This is a genomic window from Paenibacillus glycanilyticus (assembly GCF_023715145.1).
Taxonomy (GTDB): Bacteria; Bacillota; Bacilli; order Paenibacillales; family Paenibacillaceae; genus Pristimantibacillus; species Pristimantibacillus glycanilyticus_A.
In genome coordinates this window covers 1-18,727 of the sequence record NZ_JAMBNP010000019.1, presented here as the reverse complement: position 1 = coordinate 18,727, position 18,727 = coordinate 1, and the positions used below count along the sequence as shown (strand labels likewise).

The 18,727-nt window shown below is 54.0% G+C and carries 12 protein-coding genes; 7 read left to right on the top strand and 5 right to left on the bottom strand.

Going from position 1 to position 18,727, the window contains the following annotated elements; all coding sequences use genetic code 11:
* Window positions 1–107: 107 nt before the first annotated feature.
* The 3 genes from M3194_RS29160 to M3194_RS29150 all read right to left on the bottom strand — a co-directional run bounded on the left by M3194_RS29160 (window position 108) and on the right by M3194_RS29150 (window position 4,405).
* Window positions 108–1,646: a response regulator transcription factor gene (locus M3194_RS29160; protein WP_251657666.1), complete on the bottom strand. Its 1,539-nt coding sequence runs from the start codon at window positions 1,644–1,646 to the stop codon at window positions 108–110.
* Window positions 1,639–3,468: a cache domain-containing sensor histidine kinase gene (locus M3194_RS29155; RefSeq protein WP_251657665.1), complete on the bottom strand. Its 1,830-nt coding sequence runs from the start codon at window positions 3,466–3,468 to the stop codon at window positions 1,639–1,641. Before M3194_RS29155 ends, M3194_RS29160 begins: the two co-directional genes overlap by 8 nt.
* A 97-nt stretch (window positions 3,469–3,565) precedes the next feature.
* Window positions 3,566–4,405, bottom strand: a complete 840-nt coding sequence (locus M3194_RS29150) for an AraC family transcriptional regulator (RefSeq protein ID WP_251657664.1) — start codon at window positions 4,403–4,405, stop codon at window positions 3,566–3,568.
* 195 nt (window positions 4,406–4,600) lie between these two features.
* On the opposite strand from M3194_RS29150, the gene M3194_RS29145 reads away from it, so the two are divergent.
* The 6 genes from M3194_RS29145 (at window position 4,601) to M3194_RS29120 (ending at window position 14,336) form a co-directional block, all read left to right on the top strand.
* Window positions 4,601–7,072, top strand: a complete 2,472-nt coding sequence (locus M3194_RS29145; protein WP_251657663.1) for a beta-mannosidase — start codon at window positions 4,601–4,603, stop codon at window positions 7,070–7,072.
* A 175-nt stretch (window positions 7,073–7,247) separates the two neighbouring features.
* Window positions 7,248–8,138: an ABC transporter permease gene (locus M3194_RS29140; protein ID WP_251657662.1), complete on the top strand. Its 891-nt coding sequence runs from the start codon at window positions 7,248–7,250 to the stop codon at window positions 8,136–8,138.
* Between the two features lie 4 nt (window positions 8,139–8,142).
* The gene (locus M3194_RS29135; protein WP_251657661.1) at window positions 8,143–9,042 is read left to right on the top strand and encodes a carbohydrate ABC transporter permease; all 900 of its coding nucleotides are present in this window, start codon (window positions 8,143–8,145) and stop codon (window positions 9,040–9,042) included.
* An 85-nt stretch (window positions 9,043–9,127) separates the two neighbouring features.
* Window positions 9,128–10,819 carry a type 2 periplasmic-binding domain-containing protein gene (locus M3194_RS29130; RefSeq protein WP_251657660.1) on the top strand — a complete coding sequence of 564 codons (1,692 nt, stop codon included), beginning with the start codon at window positions 9,128–9,130 and terminating at the stop codon, window positions 10,817–10,819.
* Window positions 10,820–10,923: 104 nt separating this feature from the next.
* Entirely contained in the window at window positions 10,924–12,723 is a 1,800-nt protein-coding gene (locus M3194_RS29125; RefSeq protein WP_251657659.1) for a cache domain-containing sensor histidine kinase, read from the top strand.
* Between the two features lie 2 nt (window positions 12,724–12,725).
* Window positions 12,726–14,336 carry a response regulator gene (locus tag M3194_RS29120; protein WP_251657705.1) on the top strand — a complete coding sequence of 537 codons (1,611 nt, stop codon included), beginning with the start codon at window positions 12,726–12,728 and terminating at the stop codon, window positions 14,334–14,336.
* 9 nt (window positions 14,337–14,345) lie between these two features.
* Here the strand turns inward: M3194_RS29120 and M3194_RS29115 are convergent, their stop codons facing one another.
* Complete coding sequence (locus M3194_RS29115) at window positions 14,346–15,824, bottom strand: sulfatase (RefSeq protein ID WP_251657658.1); 1,479 nt, start codon at window positions 15,822–15,824, stop codon at window positions 14,346–14,348.
* A 242-nt stretch (window positions 15,825–16,066) separates the two neighbouring features.
* On the opposite strand from M3194_RS29115, the gene M3194_RS29110 reads away from it, so the two are divergent.
* Window positions 16,067–18,187 carry an alpha-galactosidase gene (locus M3194_RS29110; protein WP_251657657.1) on the top strand — a complete coding sequence of 707 codons (2,121 nt, stop codon included), beginning with the start codon at window positions 16,067–16,069 and terminating at the stop codon, window positions 18,185–18,187.
* 266 nt (window positions 18,188–18,453) lie between these two features.
* Here the strand turns inward: M3194_RS29110 and M3194_RS29105 are convergent.
* A partial coding sequence (locus tag M3194_RS29105; protein WP_251657656.1) for a hypothetical protein occupies window positions 18,454–18,727 on the bottom strand: 274 nt, incomplete at its 5' end.

Below are 18,727 nucleotides of genomic sequence, written 5' to 3'. Positions count from 1 at the left end.
GACTTCTTGCTACTTCATCTTAGAAGATGAAAACATTTTCAAAAATAATAGAAAACAAAGAATAAGTGTACAAAATAAAGAAAGGAACCGCGAATGGCGCCTCGGCGTCACAGCAGCTCCTTAAAATCGCCCGGCACCATCCCGACATGCTTCTTGAATTGCTTGTAGAAGTAGCCGGTCTCCCAGTACCCGACCAGTCTTGCGATCTCATTAACCTTGAGCCGGCTGTCCGCCAGCAGTTCCTTGGCTTTGTCGATGCGAAATTTATTCAGGTAATCCGTAAACGTATCCCCTGTCTGCTTGTGAAAGAGCTGTCCGAGGTAATTGGGGTGAATATGGAATTGAAGTCCAAGCGACTTGAGCGTCAGCGCCTCCGCGTAGTGCTCGTGGATATAGCGCAGCGCCTGCTTGATGACGGGACTCATGTCTTCCCCGGAGAACGAATCGGCGGCGAAGAAGGCTGCCGTCCGCACGGCAATCTCCACGCCTTCGAGCGTTGCCGCGGTCACCGCCTGGTCGAGCGCGCCTTGGAACACCTCCGCGGCATCGGCCCGTCCGAGCTTGTCGACCTCGATCTTCATCAGAATCATGAGCTCGATGGCGGCGCTCTTCGCGCGGACGGGATGCAAGCTGTCCGCCATTCGTATAGCCGCGAAATCGCGGTTGATGACCTCCGCCAGCTCGTCCTTGTCTTTGGCAAGGATGGGTTTGGCATAAGCCTCCCATTCGAACAATCCAGAAGGTAATGCCGCCGTCTCCGCGGAAATATCCGCATAATCGAGCAAATGCCGGTCATGCCGCACAAGGAAAAACTGCTGCGTTTTACGCGCTTCTGCGTAGCTTGCGGCGGCATCGGCCGTTGCCACAATCCCGCCGAGCGCGATCCGCGGTCCGAGCTGCTTGCTCTCCCATTTATCCGCCACTCTTTCCAAGGCTGCCGTCACCTTAGATTGCTTCTGCTCGTCCCCGTTTATGCAGCAGGCCGCGACCAGCTCGCCCTCATCGTTGCGAAAGGGAATTAGCGACAAGCCGTCCGTCTCCTCGGCCAAGAGATCGGCGATGCAATTGTCCAGATCTTGACCGGCTGCATCAGGCCCCGGGTGAAAACAAAAGATTGCCAGCGCCACATACGGCTTCGAGAGATCGATGCCGAGGAGCCCGATTCGCTCCGTCAGCTCGGGCAACGCGATCCGCCCGTTTACCCACCTTGTCATGACATTGTCCCGCAGGATGTTTATCTCGTCTTCCCCCAGCGGCTGCGCCGGCTTGTCCGCCTCCAGCTTCCGTACCGTATCCGTCAGCGTTTCCTCCAGCTCCCCGAAGTTAATCGGCTTGAGCAGGTAGTTCTCGATGCCAAGGCGCATGCCTTCCTTGAGATAATTGAATTCGTTGAACCCGCTCAGGATGATCACCTTCAATTGCGGCTGCAGCTCCCGCGCTTTGCGGATCAGTTCAAGCCCGGTCATGATCGGCATCGAGATGTCTGTAATGAGCAGGTCGACCGGCAGCTCGCGCAGTCGCTCCAACGCTTCCTCGCCGTCTTCGGCGCTTCCGACGACCTCGAGGCCAAAGGCGGACCAATCGACGGCGTCGCTTAAGCCTTCCGTGATAAACGGCTCGTCGTCCACGAGCAATACTTTATACATCGCCAGCTTCCTCCTGTTGTTCAGCCGCGGGCCAGGTCACCGTAACCAATGTCCCTTTCCCGGGCGTGCTTTCTACGTTTAACCCATAGCCGGGTCCGTGTACCAGTTCAATCCGCTCGTGCACGCTGCGCAGCCCGAAGGACTCCTGTTCCTCGGTTTCCGGCATCTTCAGCCGGCGCATGATGCGCGCGAGCTGCTCCGCCTCGATGCCTTTGCCGTTATCGCGGATCCGGACATGGATCAGGCCGTGCTCTTGCTTGGCTTCGATAATCAGGCGGTTGTTCTTTCTCCGGGAATCCATCCCGTGCACGATATAGTTCTCCACGACCGGCTGCAGCAGCAGCTTTGCGATCGGAACCCTCAACAGCTCCTGGTCGCATTCGACCTCGTAGGTGAATTTGTCTTTGTAGCGGATACGGAACAGCTCCAGGTACAGCCTGCACATCTCGAGCTCTTCGCCCAGCGTGTTCTCCGCCTTCGCGCTGACCGAGTTGCGGAACAGCGCCGCGAGGCTGTAGATCATCTCGCCTACGTCGACAGCGCCCTGCGACATTGCCCGCATTCGGATGACCTCCAGCGTGTTGTAGAGAAAATGCGGGTTGACCCTGGCTTGCAGAGCGGCAAGCTCCGTCTGCTTATGCCGCAGCTCCGCCTTGTATTCCCGGTCGATATGACGGCCAAGCTCATCGAGCATCTCGTTGAAGCTCTGAGAGATCTGCCCAAGCTCGTCCTCGCGGGCGTCCTGCAGGCGGGCAGTGAGATTGCCGCCCTCCACCTTCCGCATGAAGTGCACGATCCGGTTCGTCCGCCGCGCGATATTGACGATCACGATGGACGGAATGATCACCGCGACGACGATGCAGATCGAACTGATCAGAATGATCGTCCGCTTGAGGCCCGCGTAAGCCTCGGCCATCACCCTCTTGGGCGTAATGCCGACGACGAAATAGCCGGCTTTGTTCTGTGTCAGCGTAGAGATGTACGACGGCTCGTCGAGCAGCTCGGTTTCCTTCAGGGAGCCGATTTGCTTCATGTACGGGAAGATCTGTCCGTAATAACGGTTCGCGGAATCGGACAGCACCTGCCCGTCCGGCGACAGCACCAGAATCTCGCCCTTGAGCGGAGTCCGCTGCTGGTCGAGCGACCGGTTCACCATGCCGGAATCGAAATATACGAGCAGCTGTCCGATGTTCTTCAGCGTGTTCTTATCATTCACCTGGACGCGCATGGAATATAGCTGCGAATTCCATTGGCCGATCAACCCGCGGATCCAGATGTTCGGCGTCGCCGCCACGGGCCCTTCCGCTGCCATGATCTCGGGAATGTACGAGCGGATGGGATTGGTCTTGTACAGCCGTCGCGGGCCGTTCACGTTGAAGGCGTACAATTGCTGCATGTCCGTACTGTACAACAGGATATTCTGGATGTCGGGGTCGCTATCCATCCGGTCTGACAGATAGCTCAGGATATCGACCGCGCTCTCGTTGCCTCCCGCGTAGTTCTGGTCGAGCATGTACTGCGCGTAATCGCTGTAGGAATGCCGGAGAAAGTAGGAAGCGTTACTGGCGAGCTGGCTGTTGCGGTAGATGTCCTGCACCGTGTTTTGCACCCAGTCGTACTTCTGCTCGATATAGCGGTTGACTCGTTCCATCGCTTGCTTCTGGTTGTTCAGCTCGCTGTTAACAATGGAATCGGATATGAGACCGAAGAGCAGGTAAGAGAGCGTGATAATCGTCACATGCACGATGAGCGCAAAGACGAGAATGACTTTGACGAACAGGTTGTTCTGTATATAGTTTCGGTAGATATTCCGGAATCTCAAGCGCCTTGCCTTCTCTCGTCGATAGTTAGGATTTGCCGCCATTATAACATTAAGATCGGAACCGCGCCTATTCGGCTCCTGCCGGCGGAGCACGCCGCTACTGCCAATTGCGGATTTTGCCCGGCGCGATGCCGTAGGCGTCTTTGAACAGGTGATAGAAGTGGCTCAAATTATCGAAGCCGGCCTCGAAGGCGATGTCTACAATGGGAAGCTGCGTTGTGAGCAGCAAGTTCTTGGCATAACCAAGCTTAAGATGGTTCAAGTAAGCGGTTGGCGTCATGCGAAGATACTGCTTGAAGATGCGATTGAGATGGCCGTCGCTTCGGTCCGTCAATTCGCGCAAGCGAGGCAGACCGGCGCTAAAGTTCTCTTTTTTCTGAAGCTGCCCTAGCAGATGATTGAACCATGGCGGCATGGTCTTCGTGCTGTCATTTCGGAAGTGGAGGAAGAAAGAGGTCAGCGCGTCGTTTAAGAAGCTGCGGGCCATCGTTCTCGCTTTTTGTTTATCCGTTGAGGTATACAACTGAATTTGTTCGCTTTTCCTCATCAGTGCCTCCATGTCTGTTCCGGACAGCATGGTAACAGGAGGAAGAGGGGGAGTCCGAAGTGCCTGGGCGAACGCCGCATGACCGATGTAATCGAAGGCACTCTCCACGACCTCCTTATAGAAATTAACGTTCAGGAATTGGCAGTCTTCTCCTTCCAACAAATCATAGCTATGCGTATCGTCGGGACGAATGAATACCATAGACCCCTCTTTCAAAAATTGGGCTTCTCCGTTAACCGAATGCGTGCATTGGCCGGATATGACGATGAAGATCTCGTAGAAGTCGTGTCCGTGCAGCGGATACGCATGTTTCACCGAATGCACGATATGGAAGTTGGATTGCACCAGCGGATCAATCAGAGTAGCCGCATACAGCATGGAAACGGTCATTGAGGTTGCCTCCGTCTCGTTAATAGATTCTTCATTATCGATGTTAATATAGCACAAAAAAAGTAGATGCATAACAAGACCATGACCGGCCTCGAGTGCTAAGATAGGCCCGAATCAAGCATTTTCCACACCATAAGGTTGGAAGAAATGCATCATTCCAGCACAATTTTAACTTTTGAAAGCAGGTTGATAAGCATGCGCTCAGTAACGCTGAACGGCAATTGGACGATGAAAAGAACGGATGAAGCGGAATGGAATAAAGCTACCGTTCCGGGCTCCGTATTCCATGATCTGTTGTCTGCCGGAAAGATGGAAGATCCGTACTTCCGAGACAACGAATACGATATTTTGGAGCTGACCAAGTTCGACTACGAATACCGCCGCAGCTTCCTCGTCGACGAGGACTTGCTACTGCTGGACCGCGTATTGCTCCGCTGCGAGGGATTGGATACGCTGTGCGAGGTCTACGTGAACGGACAAGCCGTATTAAATACGAACAATATGCATCGCACCTACGAAGCCGATGTAAAGGATCTGTTGTCCGCCGGCAGCAATGAAATTCACGTCATCATCCACTCGGCTACGAACTACGTGCTCGCGAAGGACAAGGAGCTGTTCTTGACGAGCTGCGCCGATGCCGTACCGGGCATCTCGCATTTGCGCAAGGCGCATAGCATGTTTGGCTGGGACTGGGGTCCGCAGCTTCCCGATATGGGGATCTGGCGGGATATGTCGCTATGCGGCTTTAACAATGCCCGAATCGATGATGTTGTCATCACGCAGAAGCACGGTGACAACAACGTTACGGTGGAGATTGCCGCCGCTTTGGAAAGGTGGTCCTCCGAAATTCCGCTTACGCTTCTCGTTTCCATGGAGACGCCCGATGGGCGGACGCTGGATGCGTTGGTCAGCCAGGTAGGGGATACCGCTAAGCTCGAAATCAATATTGCGAGTCCCGAGCTATGGTGGCCGAACAATCTCGGAAGCCAGCCTTTGTACGGAGTGCGGATTCAACTGCTCGGCGAGGAGCGGGTTCTTGACGAGCGCTCGCTGAACATCGGCCTTCGGACGCTTCGCGTTGTCCGCCAGCCGGATGAGTGGGGGGAATCGTTTGCGTTTGAAGTGAACGGACACGAAATCTTCGCCATGGGCGCCAATTTCATTCCGGAAGACAACATATTCGGCCGTCGCAGCAACGAGCGGACGGAACAGCTGATCCAAAGCTGCGTGGAAGCCAACTACAACTGTATCCGCGTATGGGGCGGCGGGTACTACGCCGACGATTACTTCTACGACCTATGCGACCGGCATGGCCTGATCGTGTGGCAGGATCACTTATACGCTTGCGGAGCTTACGATTTTAATGACGAGTTCAAGGAAAATATCCGCCTCGAGACGATCGACAATATGAAGCGGCTTCGTCACCACGCCTCGCTTGGCCTCTGGAGCGGGAACAACGAGCTGGAATACGCCTGGGCGTATTGGGGCTGGACGGAACGCTACGGCGAGAAGCAACGCGATGATTATCTGAAGCAGTTCGAAGAGTTCCTGCCCGTGCTGTCGCAGTCGCTCGATCCGAACACGTCCTATTTGGTGTCGTCGCCATCCTCCAAGGGCGGCATCGACGACCCGAATAACGAGCATATCGGCGACATGCATTATTGGGATGTCTGGCATGGACGGAAGCCAATCACGGAATACCGGACGCTTCATCCGCGTTTTATGTCCGAGTTCGGCCTGCAGTCATTCCCGTCCATCAAGACGGTTGAGACCTTTACGCTGCCCGAAGACCGGAATATCTTCTCGCACGTGATGGAAGCTCATCAAAAGAACGGTACCGGCAACGAGAAAATCATGTATTACATCAGCGAATATTTTAAGTATCCTAGAAATTTCGATAAGCTTCTCTATGTCTCCCAACTCATTCAGGCCGAAGGCATGCGGGTTGGCGTGGAGCATTGGAGACGCAATCGCGGCAGATGCATGGGCGCGGTATATTGGCAGCTTAATGACATCTGGCCGGGAGCATCCTGGTCCAGCCTGGATTACTTCGGCCGCTGGAAAGCAACCCATCATGCCGCCAAGCGTTTCTTTGCGCCGGTGCTTGCTTCTGCCCATGAAGAGGGGACAACGGTAGCGCTGCACGTGACCAACGAATCGCTTCAGACCGTCCGCGGACAGCTGCGCTGGCGGCTGCTCGACCGCAAGTCGGATACGATTCGGTTCGGCGAAGCTGAAGTATCCCTGGATGCTCTTACCTCGGCGGAAATTGTCTCTTTGGACTTCTCCGCCACGCTTATGACTAAGCAGCAGCTCAGCCAAAGCTATCTGGCCTTTGAATTTGTCATTGGCGAAGAGACAATCAGCTCGGGTACGGCACTGTTTGTTAAGCCAAAGCATTTCGAGCTGCTGAACCCGGAGATCCATGCGGCGGTGACCGAGGAAGACGACCGGTTTGTCGTTAGTCTGGAGAGCAGGGCATTCGCGCCATTTGTTCTTCTGGAGCTGAGCGGTGCCGATGCCAGATGGAGCGATAACGTATTTGCCCTTTCGGCCGACCGGCCGGCCATTGTGACGGTACCGAAGAACGGCTTGTCCGAAGCGCTTGACCTGGAGTCGTTCCGTGAGCAGCTTTCGGTTACGAGTTTATTCGATACTTTTGAATAATAACGGTTCTTGCTTCGGAGGGAGGACGGACGCTTGCGGCCATTGCCGCCGGCGTGTGTCCTTTCTTTCGCTCTTCCAAGCCCAATTAACAAACATTGCGATAGAAAACCAATCGTTGTTGCGTAGTTCGAAAGGCCATCGCCGCCGTACAATTAAGCTAGAAAGAGGTGATACGATGTCTGCCATACTTAAATACAAATGGCAATATCTCATGATCATGCCGGCCGTCGTGCTGCTTCTGCTGTTCAGCTACGTGCCGATGGCCGGCATACAGGTGGCGTTCAAGGACTTCCATATCGGCTACACCATCTGGAACAGCCCTTGGACCGGCTTCGAAAATTTTGCATTCCTTCACGACAGCCAATTCTGGCTTGTGGTAAGGAACACCGTGTACATCGCGTTGCTTAAATTTGTGTTTGGCTTTCCCGCACCAATCATTTTGGCATTGATGATTAACGAGGTAAGCCACGGGGGCTTCAAACGGTTCGTTCAATCGGTCAGCTATTTGCCCCATTTTTTCTCCTGGATTGTAGTCGCTTACATTCTGCAGTCGCTGCTCACTCTGGACAACGGTCTCATTAATCAGCTGATCGTGTCTCTCGGCGGTGATCCGGTATTCTTCCTGGGCTCGACCGAGTGGTTCCGCCCGATGATCGTAGCGAGCGGATTGTGGAAGGAAGTTGGCTGGAACACGATTCTGTATCTGGCCGCCATTACGTCCATCGACCCGCAGCTCTACGAAGCGGCCAAGGTGGAAGGAGCGGGTCGTCTGGCGCAAATTCGGCACATCACGTTCCCGGGCATCCTGCCGACGATTTCCATCGTTCTGATCCTCAGCATGCCAAGCCTCATTGCGGTCGGCATGGATCAAATCTATCCGCTGATGAACCCTGCCAACCAGCCGGTTGCGGACGTTCTGGATACGTATATTCTCCGAAGCGGTTTGCAGCAAGGCTATTTCGGCAGCGCGACGGCAGTAGGATTGTTGTCTTCGGTTATCAGTCTGCTGCTGGTTCTCAGCACGAACCAGATATCCAGAAGAATCAACGGAGAGGGGCTCTGGTAACCGAATGAAACGTTCAACTGGCGAAAAGATCGGGCAAACGGTTATTACCCTGCTCCTGCTGCTGCTCTGCCTGACGGTCCTCTATCCGTTCCTTTACATGCTGGCGATTTCTCTCAACACGGGAAGCGACGCCGCCAAGGGAGGCGTATACTTGTGGCCGAGGGAGTTCACGTTGTCCAACTTCCATATCGTGCTTGGCAACAAGGTCATTCAGCACTCCTACCTAATTACGATTCTGCGAACGATTATCGGCACAATCAGCGGTCTTCTGGTAACCCTTCTTGCCGCGTTCGCCTTGTCCTACAGGCAGATGCCGGCGAGAAAGACGCTGCTGACGATCGTTCTGATCACGATGCTGTTTAGCGGCGGCCTGATTCCGTTTTACATCCAGCTGTTTAATCTGTCTTTGATCAACACGTTCTGGGTATACATTCTGCCAAGCGCCTTTTCGGCCTGGAACATGTTCGTCATGCTGAAGTTTATCCAAGGTATTCCGGAGGCGTTGATCGAATCGGCGGAGATGGATGGCGCCAAGCCCCCGAGAGTCCTGTTCTCCATTATAATTCCGCTTTCCAAGCCGATGCTCGCGGCTCTTGGTCTCTTCACGGGCGTTATGCACTGGAACGATTGGTTCGCCGGCGCCTTTTTCGTCTCGGATCAGAATCTGATTCCGGTTCAAACGTTCCTGCAGCAGCTTTTGTCCGCCCAGGATATCTCGGTGGTGATGGGTTCCAATAATAGCGTGGAGGCGCTCGCGCGGGGCAGCAGAAACTTGTCCCAAGTGACGCTAATGTCCGTCAAGATGGCAACCGTTATGGTAAGTGCCATTCCAATTTTGTGCGTGTATCCGTTTCTTCAGCGATTTTTTGTCAAAGGCGTACTCATTGGTTCGGTCAAAGGTTAAGGTTTTCCGATCTTGCAAGTTATCGCAGGGTATTAGGATTTACCACATATACCAAAATAGTAGCTAGACAGAGAGGGGAAAGAATATGAAAAGTCGCGCATTTTATGCAAAGTCGGCCACGGCCGGCGCGCTTGCCGCGCTTATGCTGGCATTAACCGCCTGCTCGGGCGGGGGCGGCAGCTCGACGAACTCGCCATCGCAAGATCCGGAACAGACCGGACAGACGGCTGAGGGAGGCAAGCAAGGAGGAAAGTTTGATCTGTGGCTCGGATGGACGACCACCGTCAACAACGACAGCATGGTTCAAAAATATTGGAGAGAGAACGAACCGTTTGTCGACGTGCAGGTCGAATCTACGCAGGGAGACGCCGCCACCGCGCTTAACCTGAAGCTGAATACCGGCGGCTTCGAGGATGCGGCCCTCTTCGGACGGAACGATGTTATCAATACGTCCATGATTCGTTCCGGCACCATTCAACCGCTCGAGCAGTACTTCGACATGCCGGACAAATATCCGGGACTCGCTTCGATCCCGAAGCAATATCTGGATGCAATGAAGGACAAGGACGGTCATATCTGGTCCATTCCGACGTGGTTTGACCAGAATCCGGAGGATCCATGGCCGGGCTGGGCATCGCTTGGCTGGTTCGTACGCGAGGACGTTCTGGAGAAAGCGGGCATGAAGAAGGAAGATTTGGCTACGATTGAAGGCGTGGAACAATATTTGAAGGCCGCAAGCCAGCAGACCGACGCCTCCGGCAATAAGCTCATTCCGCTCGGCTTCCTGTCGGATGCCAACGACGAGAACGTCATCCTGAACACGTTTGGCGTATCGACCAGCGGCGGGGGCGTTGTTCCGGTAGAGAAGAAGGGCGATGACTACGAGTTCATCTATGATAATCCGCAATACAAAGAAGCTTACAAGTGGATGAACAAAATGTACAACGAAGGACTAATCGACAAAGAAGCGATTACGGACAAAAAAGAGCGCTATAAGGAAAAAAATCAGTCCGGTCGCATGGCGATGAACGTTGGCGGATTCTTCAACATGGATGCTCATCTGTGGGAAGTCCTGAACGGACCAACCGCGCCGGCTTGGTATTATCAGACTGTTCCGTATCCTAAAGTGGCTGGCGTAGACAAAGTCGGCATCAACACCATCATCAATCCGAATCCTGGCGATGACGTGTATATCAGCAAAAATACGAAAAATCTCGACGCCATTCTCAAATTCTTTGATTACGCGCTTTCGCCTAAGCCGGAAATGCAGCAGGAAATCAATGAAGGACCTGCGGGAACCTTCTGGGATTGGGTCGATAAGCCGCTGGGCAAATGGCATTATATCGACGAGAACTACACCGCTCTTCATGATTCCGGCGATGCGGCGAAGAAAGCAAGCACGACGCCTGAGCTTTACGCAGCATCCTCGTACAGCAACGAGTGGTATCCATGGTGGAACTACGAGGCTACCGACACGGTAGCGGGACGCCAGAAGACGATCGACTTCACCAACGCGATCAGCAAGATGGGAGCCATTCGCGTCGCGGAGCCATATGACTTGGTTAAGTCCGAACCGGGCAGCCTGTGGGAGAAATATTCTCCCGAGCTGGAGAACGTAAGGAAAGAATACAAGGCCAAACTGATGATGGCCAAGGACGACAAGGCTTTTGAAGCGGCTTGGAGCGAATTCCAGTCGGCGCTTGAGAAGCGCGCGCATTGGAGCGAGCTGAAGGATGAGTGGCATGCGCTGCTGTCCAAGCAATACCCAGGAGCGTAAACCATATATGCGGCGCTGTTGAGCCGTGAGAGAAGGGAAGCCGGGATGCCGGCTTCCCTTCCGTCGGCTGCGGCTGGGCATTTTTCAAGAAAGGAGCGGGTCTCTTGCGTTTCCCTCTCTCTCGATGGATCATCCGATTTACCCGCGGCATGAGTCTCCGCGGCAAGATTTTGTCCCTCTATGTGCTCATTCTGCTGCTGCCTACGCTGCTTTTGGGAAGCGGATCCGTGTATATGGTCGCTCGGGGCTTCCACAACAGCTACTTGTCCGCCGTGGATGAGACGGTCCTGCAGACGGCGCAGATCGCTGATTTCAGCAAACGAAACTACGATCTATTGGCCGTCCGAACGGCGACCGACGGCGAACTGATATCCCGTCTCTCCAGGCAGTACGACGATATGACCGAAGTGGTGGATACCGTTAATTACGTGGACCGCACCTTCCTGCTCACGGGCAAATATTTGCCCGGCATCCTGGATTTTCGCATTTATCATACGAACGACACGCTCGTGCAGGACGGTCAGCTGTTATGGCGCCCGGAATCGAGATTCATTGCGGGTCAAAAGGAAAGCGCCTGGTATCGGGAAAACATGGCGGCCTCGGAGCCTCTTGAATGGAGCGGCGTGCCGGGCAGCCCCGACCGCGTCGTCATTACGCACAAGATTATTGACAGGACAGGTACTCCGCTGGGGCTTGTTTATATATTGCTGGACTATGACTCTGTGTTTGGGGAACTGGTCGACCGTCCGTTTAATGACAAGGGAACCCTGTTCATCGTGGATAACGACAGGAGCATCCTGGCCTCGACAGACCGGGAGCAGATCGGGAAGAGGCTTGCGCTAAATGATTGGCAAGAAGATTTCGCGGAGGAGAATATCGCCAATACCGCCCATTGGCTGGATCTCACGCACAGCAAAGAGCTGCTCATCGTCAAGCCTCTGTCTTCCGGGTGGAACGTCGTATCGTCGACGGCCATGAAGCAGTTCAGCGTCCAGGACCGCAAAATCCTGCTGTTGATCGTTGGCATTACCGTCTTTTTCCTGCTGCTGTCCGTTTCGCTGTTAATGACCGTCGTGCAAAACATCGTTCGGCGCATTCATAAGCTGGGTAACCGAATGAGCGGTCTGTCGCGCGGCGAGTTCGAAGCGGCGATCCGGTATAACGAACAAGACGAGCTCGGCGAGCTGGAAAACATGTTTAATCTGATGTCTGCGCGGCTGGGCAAGCTTGTGGAGGACATTACGCAAGCCGGACTGCAGGAGAAGGAGCAGGCTTTCTGGGCACTGCAGGCGCAGATCAATCCTCATTTCATTTATAATTCGCTCGGATTGCTTCGCTGGCGCGCGATGCACGCCCGGGATCAGGAGCAAATACAAATTATCGATTCGCTGACAACCTTCTACAGGCTTACGCTGAATAATCAAATCAGCGTTATTCGGATCCGGGAAGAGATACAGCACGCGAAGGCTTACCTGGATATCTGTCAATTTCGATACCCGGGCAAGGTCCGGATTGAATGGGACATCGACGAATCCGCGCTGGACCTGTATACGATCAAGACGGTTCTGCAGCCCATCGTGGAGAATTGCTACCAGCACGGGGCAATTGTCCGCAAGCGGAACGCCCTCATCCGTATCGTCATTGCCAGGCTGGAGGACGGGGTCATGATGTCGGTGTACGACAATGGGAACGGAATCCCCGAGAAGATAAGCAGGCAGCTGGCCGAAGGCGTCCATGCGGGCAAAGGCAACGGCTTTGGCTCTACCAATATAAAAGAGCGGCTGGCGCTGTATTTCGGCGCTGATGCCGGTTACAACATTGAAAGCCAATTAGGGGCATGGACGCAGGTCACTATCCATTTTCCTGCCTGCCAGGCTCCGCCATCCATTAGGAAGGGACGATAGTGATGCTGAACGTACTTATTGTGGACGATGAAATATCGCATGCGCAGGGTCTCGTCCATTTTATCGAATGGGAGGAGCTTGGCTTCGCGCCTCCGTGGACGGCGGAATCAGGGGAAGAGGCTGTTGATATTCTGCAGGATTTGGAAGTTGACGTCCTTATTTCGGACGTGTCCATGCCCGGCATGACCGGGATAGAGCTTGCGGCAGAGGCTAGGCGGATTCATCCCCATATCCAGATCCTGATGATCAGCGGTTACAACGAATTCGAATTCGTCCAGGATGCGATTCATGTCGGCGCTCAAGCCTACGTGCTGAAGCCGCTGAAGACGGAAGAGGTCACGGCCCGGCTGCAGAGCTTCCGTACTGTGATTGAGATGCGGCGGGAAGTTGTCGAGCAGACCCGTGAGCTCGAGAAAAAAGTATCCGGCAGCGAAAAGCTCCTCAAGGAAAGATTCGTTGGCGATCTGATTGCCGATTCCATTCCCATAGGAGAGCTTCTTGCTTCGTGGGAGGGCTTGTTGAGGCTGCCCGAGCCGGACCTCGGATATCAGCTTATCGTCCTCGGCCTGGATCGTAATCTCATTTCCGGCATGGAAGCGAAACAACGCATGCTGCTGGGCAGCGGATTCAAGAAAACGGCAGAGATAGGCTTCTCTCAGGACGATTCGATATGGCTTGCGCAGACATCCCCGGATGAATTCGTCGCGCTCCAAGCTCATCCGTCGCCCGCGGCGCGCGCCAAAGTGGAGAAGCAATTCCAGTTCATCCAATCGATAATGAGAGAGCAATACAAGGCCACCGTCACGATTGGCTGCAGCCGCGAGGGCGTTGCGTGGGAAGATGCTCCATTAATGTATAGGGAAATCCGGTTCAGCATGGCCAAGGCGAGACTCATCGCGGACGGACAGATCGTGCGATATAACGATGCGGAATCCGGCGACTTTACGGCATACCGGGTGCACGATGAATTTGTCCCGGAATTGATTAAGCGATTGGAAGCGGGCGATTTGGACCAAGTCGCCGAATATATGAACCGGGTCAAGGAAGCGCTGCTCGTAACCGAAAATGCTTCTTTCTCTAGCGCGCAAGCTTTGGGGATGAGCTTCCTTGGTGAGCTGATTCGCCATTGGAAGTGGAGGAATGAGCTGGATGGAGAGACCCACATTCTGATGTGGCGGCGAATGCTGGATTGCGGCAACGCATCGCAGATGGCAGATCTGCTTGTCGACTACGTGCAGCGGCATATGGCGACCGAGCAGAAGGCGCATATGAATCAGCAGCACAATCTGATGCGGAGAGTTGCTCTATTCATCGAGGAACGGCTTCACGAACACTGGACGGTCAAGCAATTGGCGGACAAATTTAACTTGAACGTCAGCTACCTCAGTGTATTGTTCAAGAGGGAGATGGGCCGGACGATCTCCGAATTCGTTCAGGACACCCGAATCGGGCGCGCCAAGAAGCTGCTTCAGGACCCCAATATTAAAGTTTACGAGGTTGCCGATCAGGTAGGCATTCAGACAACCGCGTATTTTACTTATTTGTTTAAAAAGCTGGTAGGCGTCACTCCGCAAGAGTACCGGGATTACGGCTATTCGCTGGACGACGCCTGAACGTTCGGCTCAGTTCAAGCCAAGACGTTCATATTGTTCGGCCGGCGCATCGCTGGCTTTCATAAGAGATACGAGCAGTCGCTTCATTCGCTCCTCGGCAGCTTCGTCCTCCAGCGGCTGCGTTTGACCCGGGTCTACGGCCAAGTCGTAAAGCAGCGTGCCCATCCGGTGGGCGGGGACGAAGCTGTCCGCCTTGATCCGAAGCGTGCGCACGCCTTTCGTGAACGGAAAGGGCTCGGCGAGCTCTATGCCGCGCAGCTCATCTACGGTGAACAGCGAAGCCATATGCGTGGGCATCAGGGTATAGTTGTACAGAGGCGAGTTATCCGGATGCTCTGGGGCGCGCATATAGACATATTGTCCGTCGGTGCAGTTGACATGGGCGCCGTGAATGCCGAACAGCACGGCCTCGCGGTTTCGTTGTCCTTCGGCTTCTGCCTTTAACGCCTTCGTCAGCGGAATGCCGGTCATATCGGGCATGATCGGGGCGCCGAACAACTCCAGTAAAGTTGGAGCAAGGTCAATCATTTGCGTTAATTGCCCGCATCGCAATCCTCGACTGCCAGAGCGGGGATCCCATACAAACAGCGGTGTGCGAGCGATCTCGTTATAAAAGGGCATCATGCTTTTGCCCCACCAATCATGCTCGCCGAGGAGCAGACCATGATCAGTGGTGACGATCAGCATGGTGTCCTTCCATAGATCGTATTCATCCATCGCGTCCATCACCTTGCCGAGCGAAGCGTCGCACATGCTGAGAAGCGCCGAATACTCGTAGCGGCAATGCTCCGCTTCTTTTCTCGTTTCTTGCACCTTCGCATAGTTGGGCCAGTCGAAGGGTTTGCCATCGTAGTCGTGAGGGTAGAGGTCCCGATAGGCTTGCGGCGCGAAAAAAGGCTCATGCGGATCAAAGGCTTCGATCTGAAGCAGCCATTGGTCTTCGTGTCGGTTGGTATGTATAAACTCCAGTCCCCTTTTGAAAGTCAGCGACTGCGAATGGCTGTCCTCTGTGTTCATGTATTGCCGGTTAATCCAGTCCTGGCGGAAGAGCCAACCGCGATAGCCTTCATAGCGATGAACATGCTCCGGTATGTTCGGCTCAGCAACAACGCCTTTCCAGGGATCGCCCTCTTGTCCGCGCACGTTGTCCCAAGTCGTATATTGACCGTGATACGTCGCGCCGCCTGCCTCCCAGTAATGATAGTGATCGCTGACCAAGTGGGAGTAGACTCCTTGCTTCCGCAGCAGCGCAGGCAAGGAGTCGTCAAAAGGTTCCAGAGGGCCCCAGCTTCGGTGCAGGAAGTTATGGCGGCCGGTGAGCAGATCCCGCCTTGCGGGCATGCAGGGCATGCTGCCTACCCAGTTGTTATCGAAGGTTACGCTTCGCTTGGCGAGTCTGCTGAAGTTAGGCGCGTGAACTTCATTTCCTCCGTAGGGAGGAAGCATATGGCGATTCAGCGAGTCGAACATGACTATTATGGCTTTCATGCGGATTCTCCTTTTGGCGCTATATATAGTATAAAGAGATCAAAATCGTTGTAAGTCTTCTATAATAATCTATTATACCGCCTTAAGGAGCGGGAGCCATTGGCACGGCGATTGGATTTTTATCGTTTTTATTGCCTAATATGGCGAATCCTTATTTCGTCCATCATAATCCGCATATCGTCAATGGCCTCGAGCTTCGTTTTTCCGTACGATAAGCCCATCAATGACATGAGGTGATTCTCTTGAATATACAATTTGATTCCGTTTTGCAGCTGTTTTCGATCTCGACGCGGAGAAGTTCTTATGTGTTTGGCTTGAACGACAAGGGCATCTTGCAGCATTTGTACTGGGGAGCGCCCGTCCAAGCGGCGGATTGCGCGCCTCTCATGGGTTCCCGTTCGCACAGTTCGTTTGACGCAGCCCTCGACCGCGAAGCTGAAGAATACGCCTTTTGGGGCGGATTATCCTATATGGAGCCGTCGCTGAAGGTTCGCTTGCACGATGGCGTGCGCGACCTGCGCCTTGTGTACGACGGATATCGGATAGATGGCGCAGAAGGCAAAGAGATGCTGACGATCACGCTGAAAGACGAGACGTATCCGATCGAAGCGCGTCTGACCTACACGGTCGTGCCCGACCTGGACCTGATCGAACGGTCCGTCGTCATTGCCAATACCGGCGGCCATGATATCGTGCTGGAGAGCGCTCAATCGGCTGCTTGGACAATGCCCGTGCTTGAGGACTACCGCCTGACGCATGTAACGGGCAAGTGGGCTGGTGAATTCCAGCTGAGGGAGACAGTGCTGTCGGAAGGCAAGAAAGTGCTCGAGTCCCGGCGCGGCTTCACCGATGGACACGCAAACCCTTGGTTTGCGATTGATGACGGAAGGGCGACGGAGGAATCCGGACAAGTATGGTTCGGCGCGCTTGCGTGGAGCGGCAACTGGAAGATCGTTGCGGAGAAGACGGCTTTCGACCTTGTCCGGGTTACGGGCGGCATTAACGACTTCGACAGCGAATGGACGCTTGCTCCGGGAGAAACCTTCGAGACGCCGACGTTTATCGGGGGATATACCTCTGGCGGATTTGGCTCGATGAGTCGCCAGCTTCACCAATATCAATATGACGTAGTGGCGCCAGACCGGGGACTTCGGAAGGTGCTGTACAATTCATGGGAAGCGACTTACTTCGACGTTAATGTTCAGGATCAGACGGCCCTTGCCGAGCGCGCGGCCAAGCTTGGGGTGGAGCTGTTCGTCATCGATGACGGCTGGTTCGGACAGCGCAACCATGATCGTGCGGGCCTCGGGGATTGGACCGTCAATCCGGAGAAGTTCCCGAACGGGCTTGGCGAGTTGATCGATAAAGTGCGCGGGCTTGGCATGGAGTTCGGCATCTGGGTCGAGCCGGAAGCCGTTAATCCGGACAGCGACCTGTACCGGCAGCATCCCGATTGGGTCTACCATTTCCCGACCCGCTCGCGGACGGAGCTGCGCAATCAGCTTGTTCTCAATATTTCCATGCCCGAAGTGAAGAGCTATATCATTGATTTTATGTCGAAGCTGCTAGACCGTCATAACATCTCCTTTGTCAAATGGGATATGAACCGGACGATTACCGAACCGGGCATGCAGAACCATCCGCTGAACCGGCAGAAGGAATTGTGGGTCCGCCATGTGCGAAGCTTGTACGAGATCTGGTCAGAGCTTCGCGAGAAATTCCCGCATGTCGCGTTCGAGACTTGCGCAGGCGGCGGTTCGCGCATCGATTTCGGGATGCTGCGTTACGCAGACCAAGCATGGCCAAGCGACAACACCGACGCTTTCGACCGGCTAAGCATTCAGGAAGGATTCTCGTATGTCTACGCGCCTAAGCTGATGACCTGTTGGGTGACGGAAGAAATAAGCGGGATGAATAAACGCGTTACTTCTATTCCTTATCGCTTCCACAGCGCCATGACTGGCACGCTTGGCATCGGAGCCAACCTGAACCATTGGAGCGAGGAGCAGCTTGCGGAAGCGGCCTCTTTGGTTTCGCAGTACAAGGCTGTGCGTCCGCTGGTGCAAGCGGGCCGGCAGTATCGATTGAGCATGCTGAAGCATAAAGGCGTGGAGGCGGTGCAGTACGTCGGGGTAGGCGTGAGCGGCGAGGAAGAGAGCGTGCTATTCGCATTCCTGCATTCCCAGAAGCTTGGTGACCGTTCCCCACGGTTACTCCTGCAAGGCTTAAATCCGGATAAACAATATAGTATTGAAGGTATCGACGGTGAGCATAGCGGGCGGGCGCTCATGCGGATCGGCGTAGAGCTGCCGCTGAAGGGCGATTTCGACAGCCTTATGTACCATATCCGTGAAGTCCAATAATTCATAACCCAGTTTAAGGGGGAGGTTAACCTTGATGTGTGCTTTGGTGCGCATAAGGAGGGACCTCCCCTTTTACGTCTTGCCGCTAGCTATTGAAGAAGAGCTTTCAGCATTTCTTAATAAGAGACTGTGTAATAGGGTCATAGAACGTTTATGATCGAATAATAAGAGATTTTTCAAAAAAAGACTTGCAATCGTATTTACGCCTATGGTATATTCTAATTCCGGCCGAGAGAGACACGCGGTTGGGACAGAAAAGCTTACAATCATCGAGAAATTTGATGAAAAATAAAGCTTGACACTGAATTCGATAACGTGATAAGATATGCAGCGTTGTTGAAAAAATTGTTCTTTGAAAACTGAACAACGAGCAAAACTGCCCCGTTAGAAATAACGGAAAAAGCGATAAAACAAAGTTTGAGCAAGTCAAACAACCAAGGGGTTTTCGTCGATCGGTTTCGGTCGAACGATGAAAACACCATTTCATGGAGAGTTTGATCCTGGCTCAGGACGAACGCTGGCGGCGTGCCTAATACATGC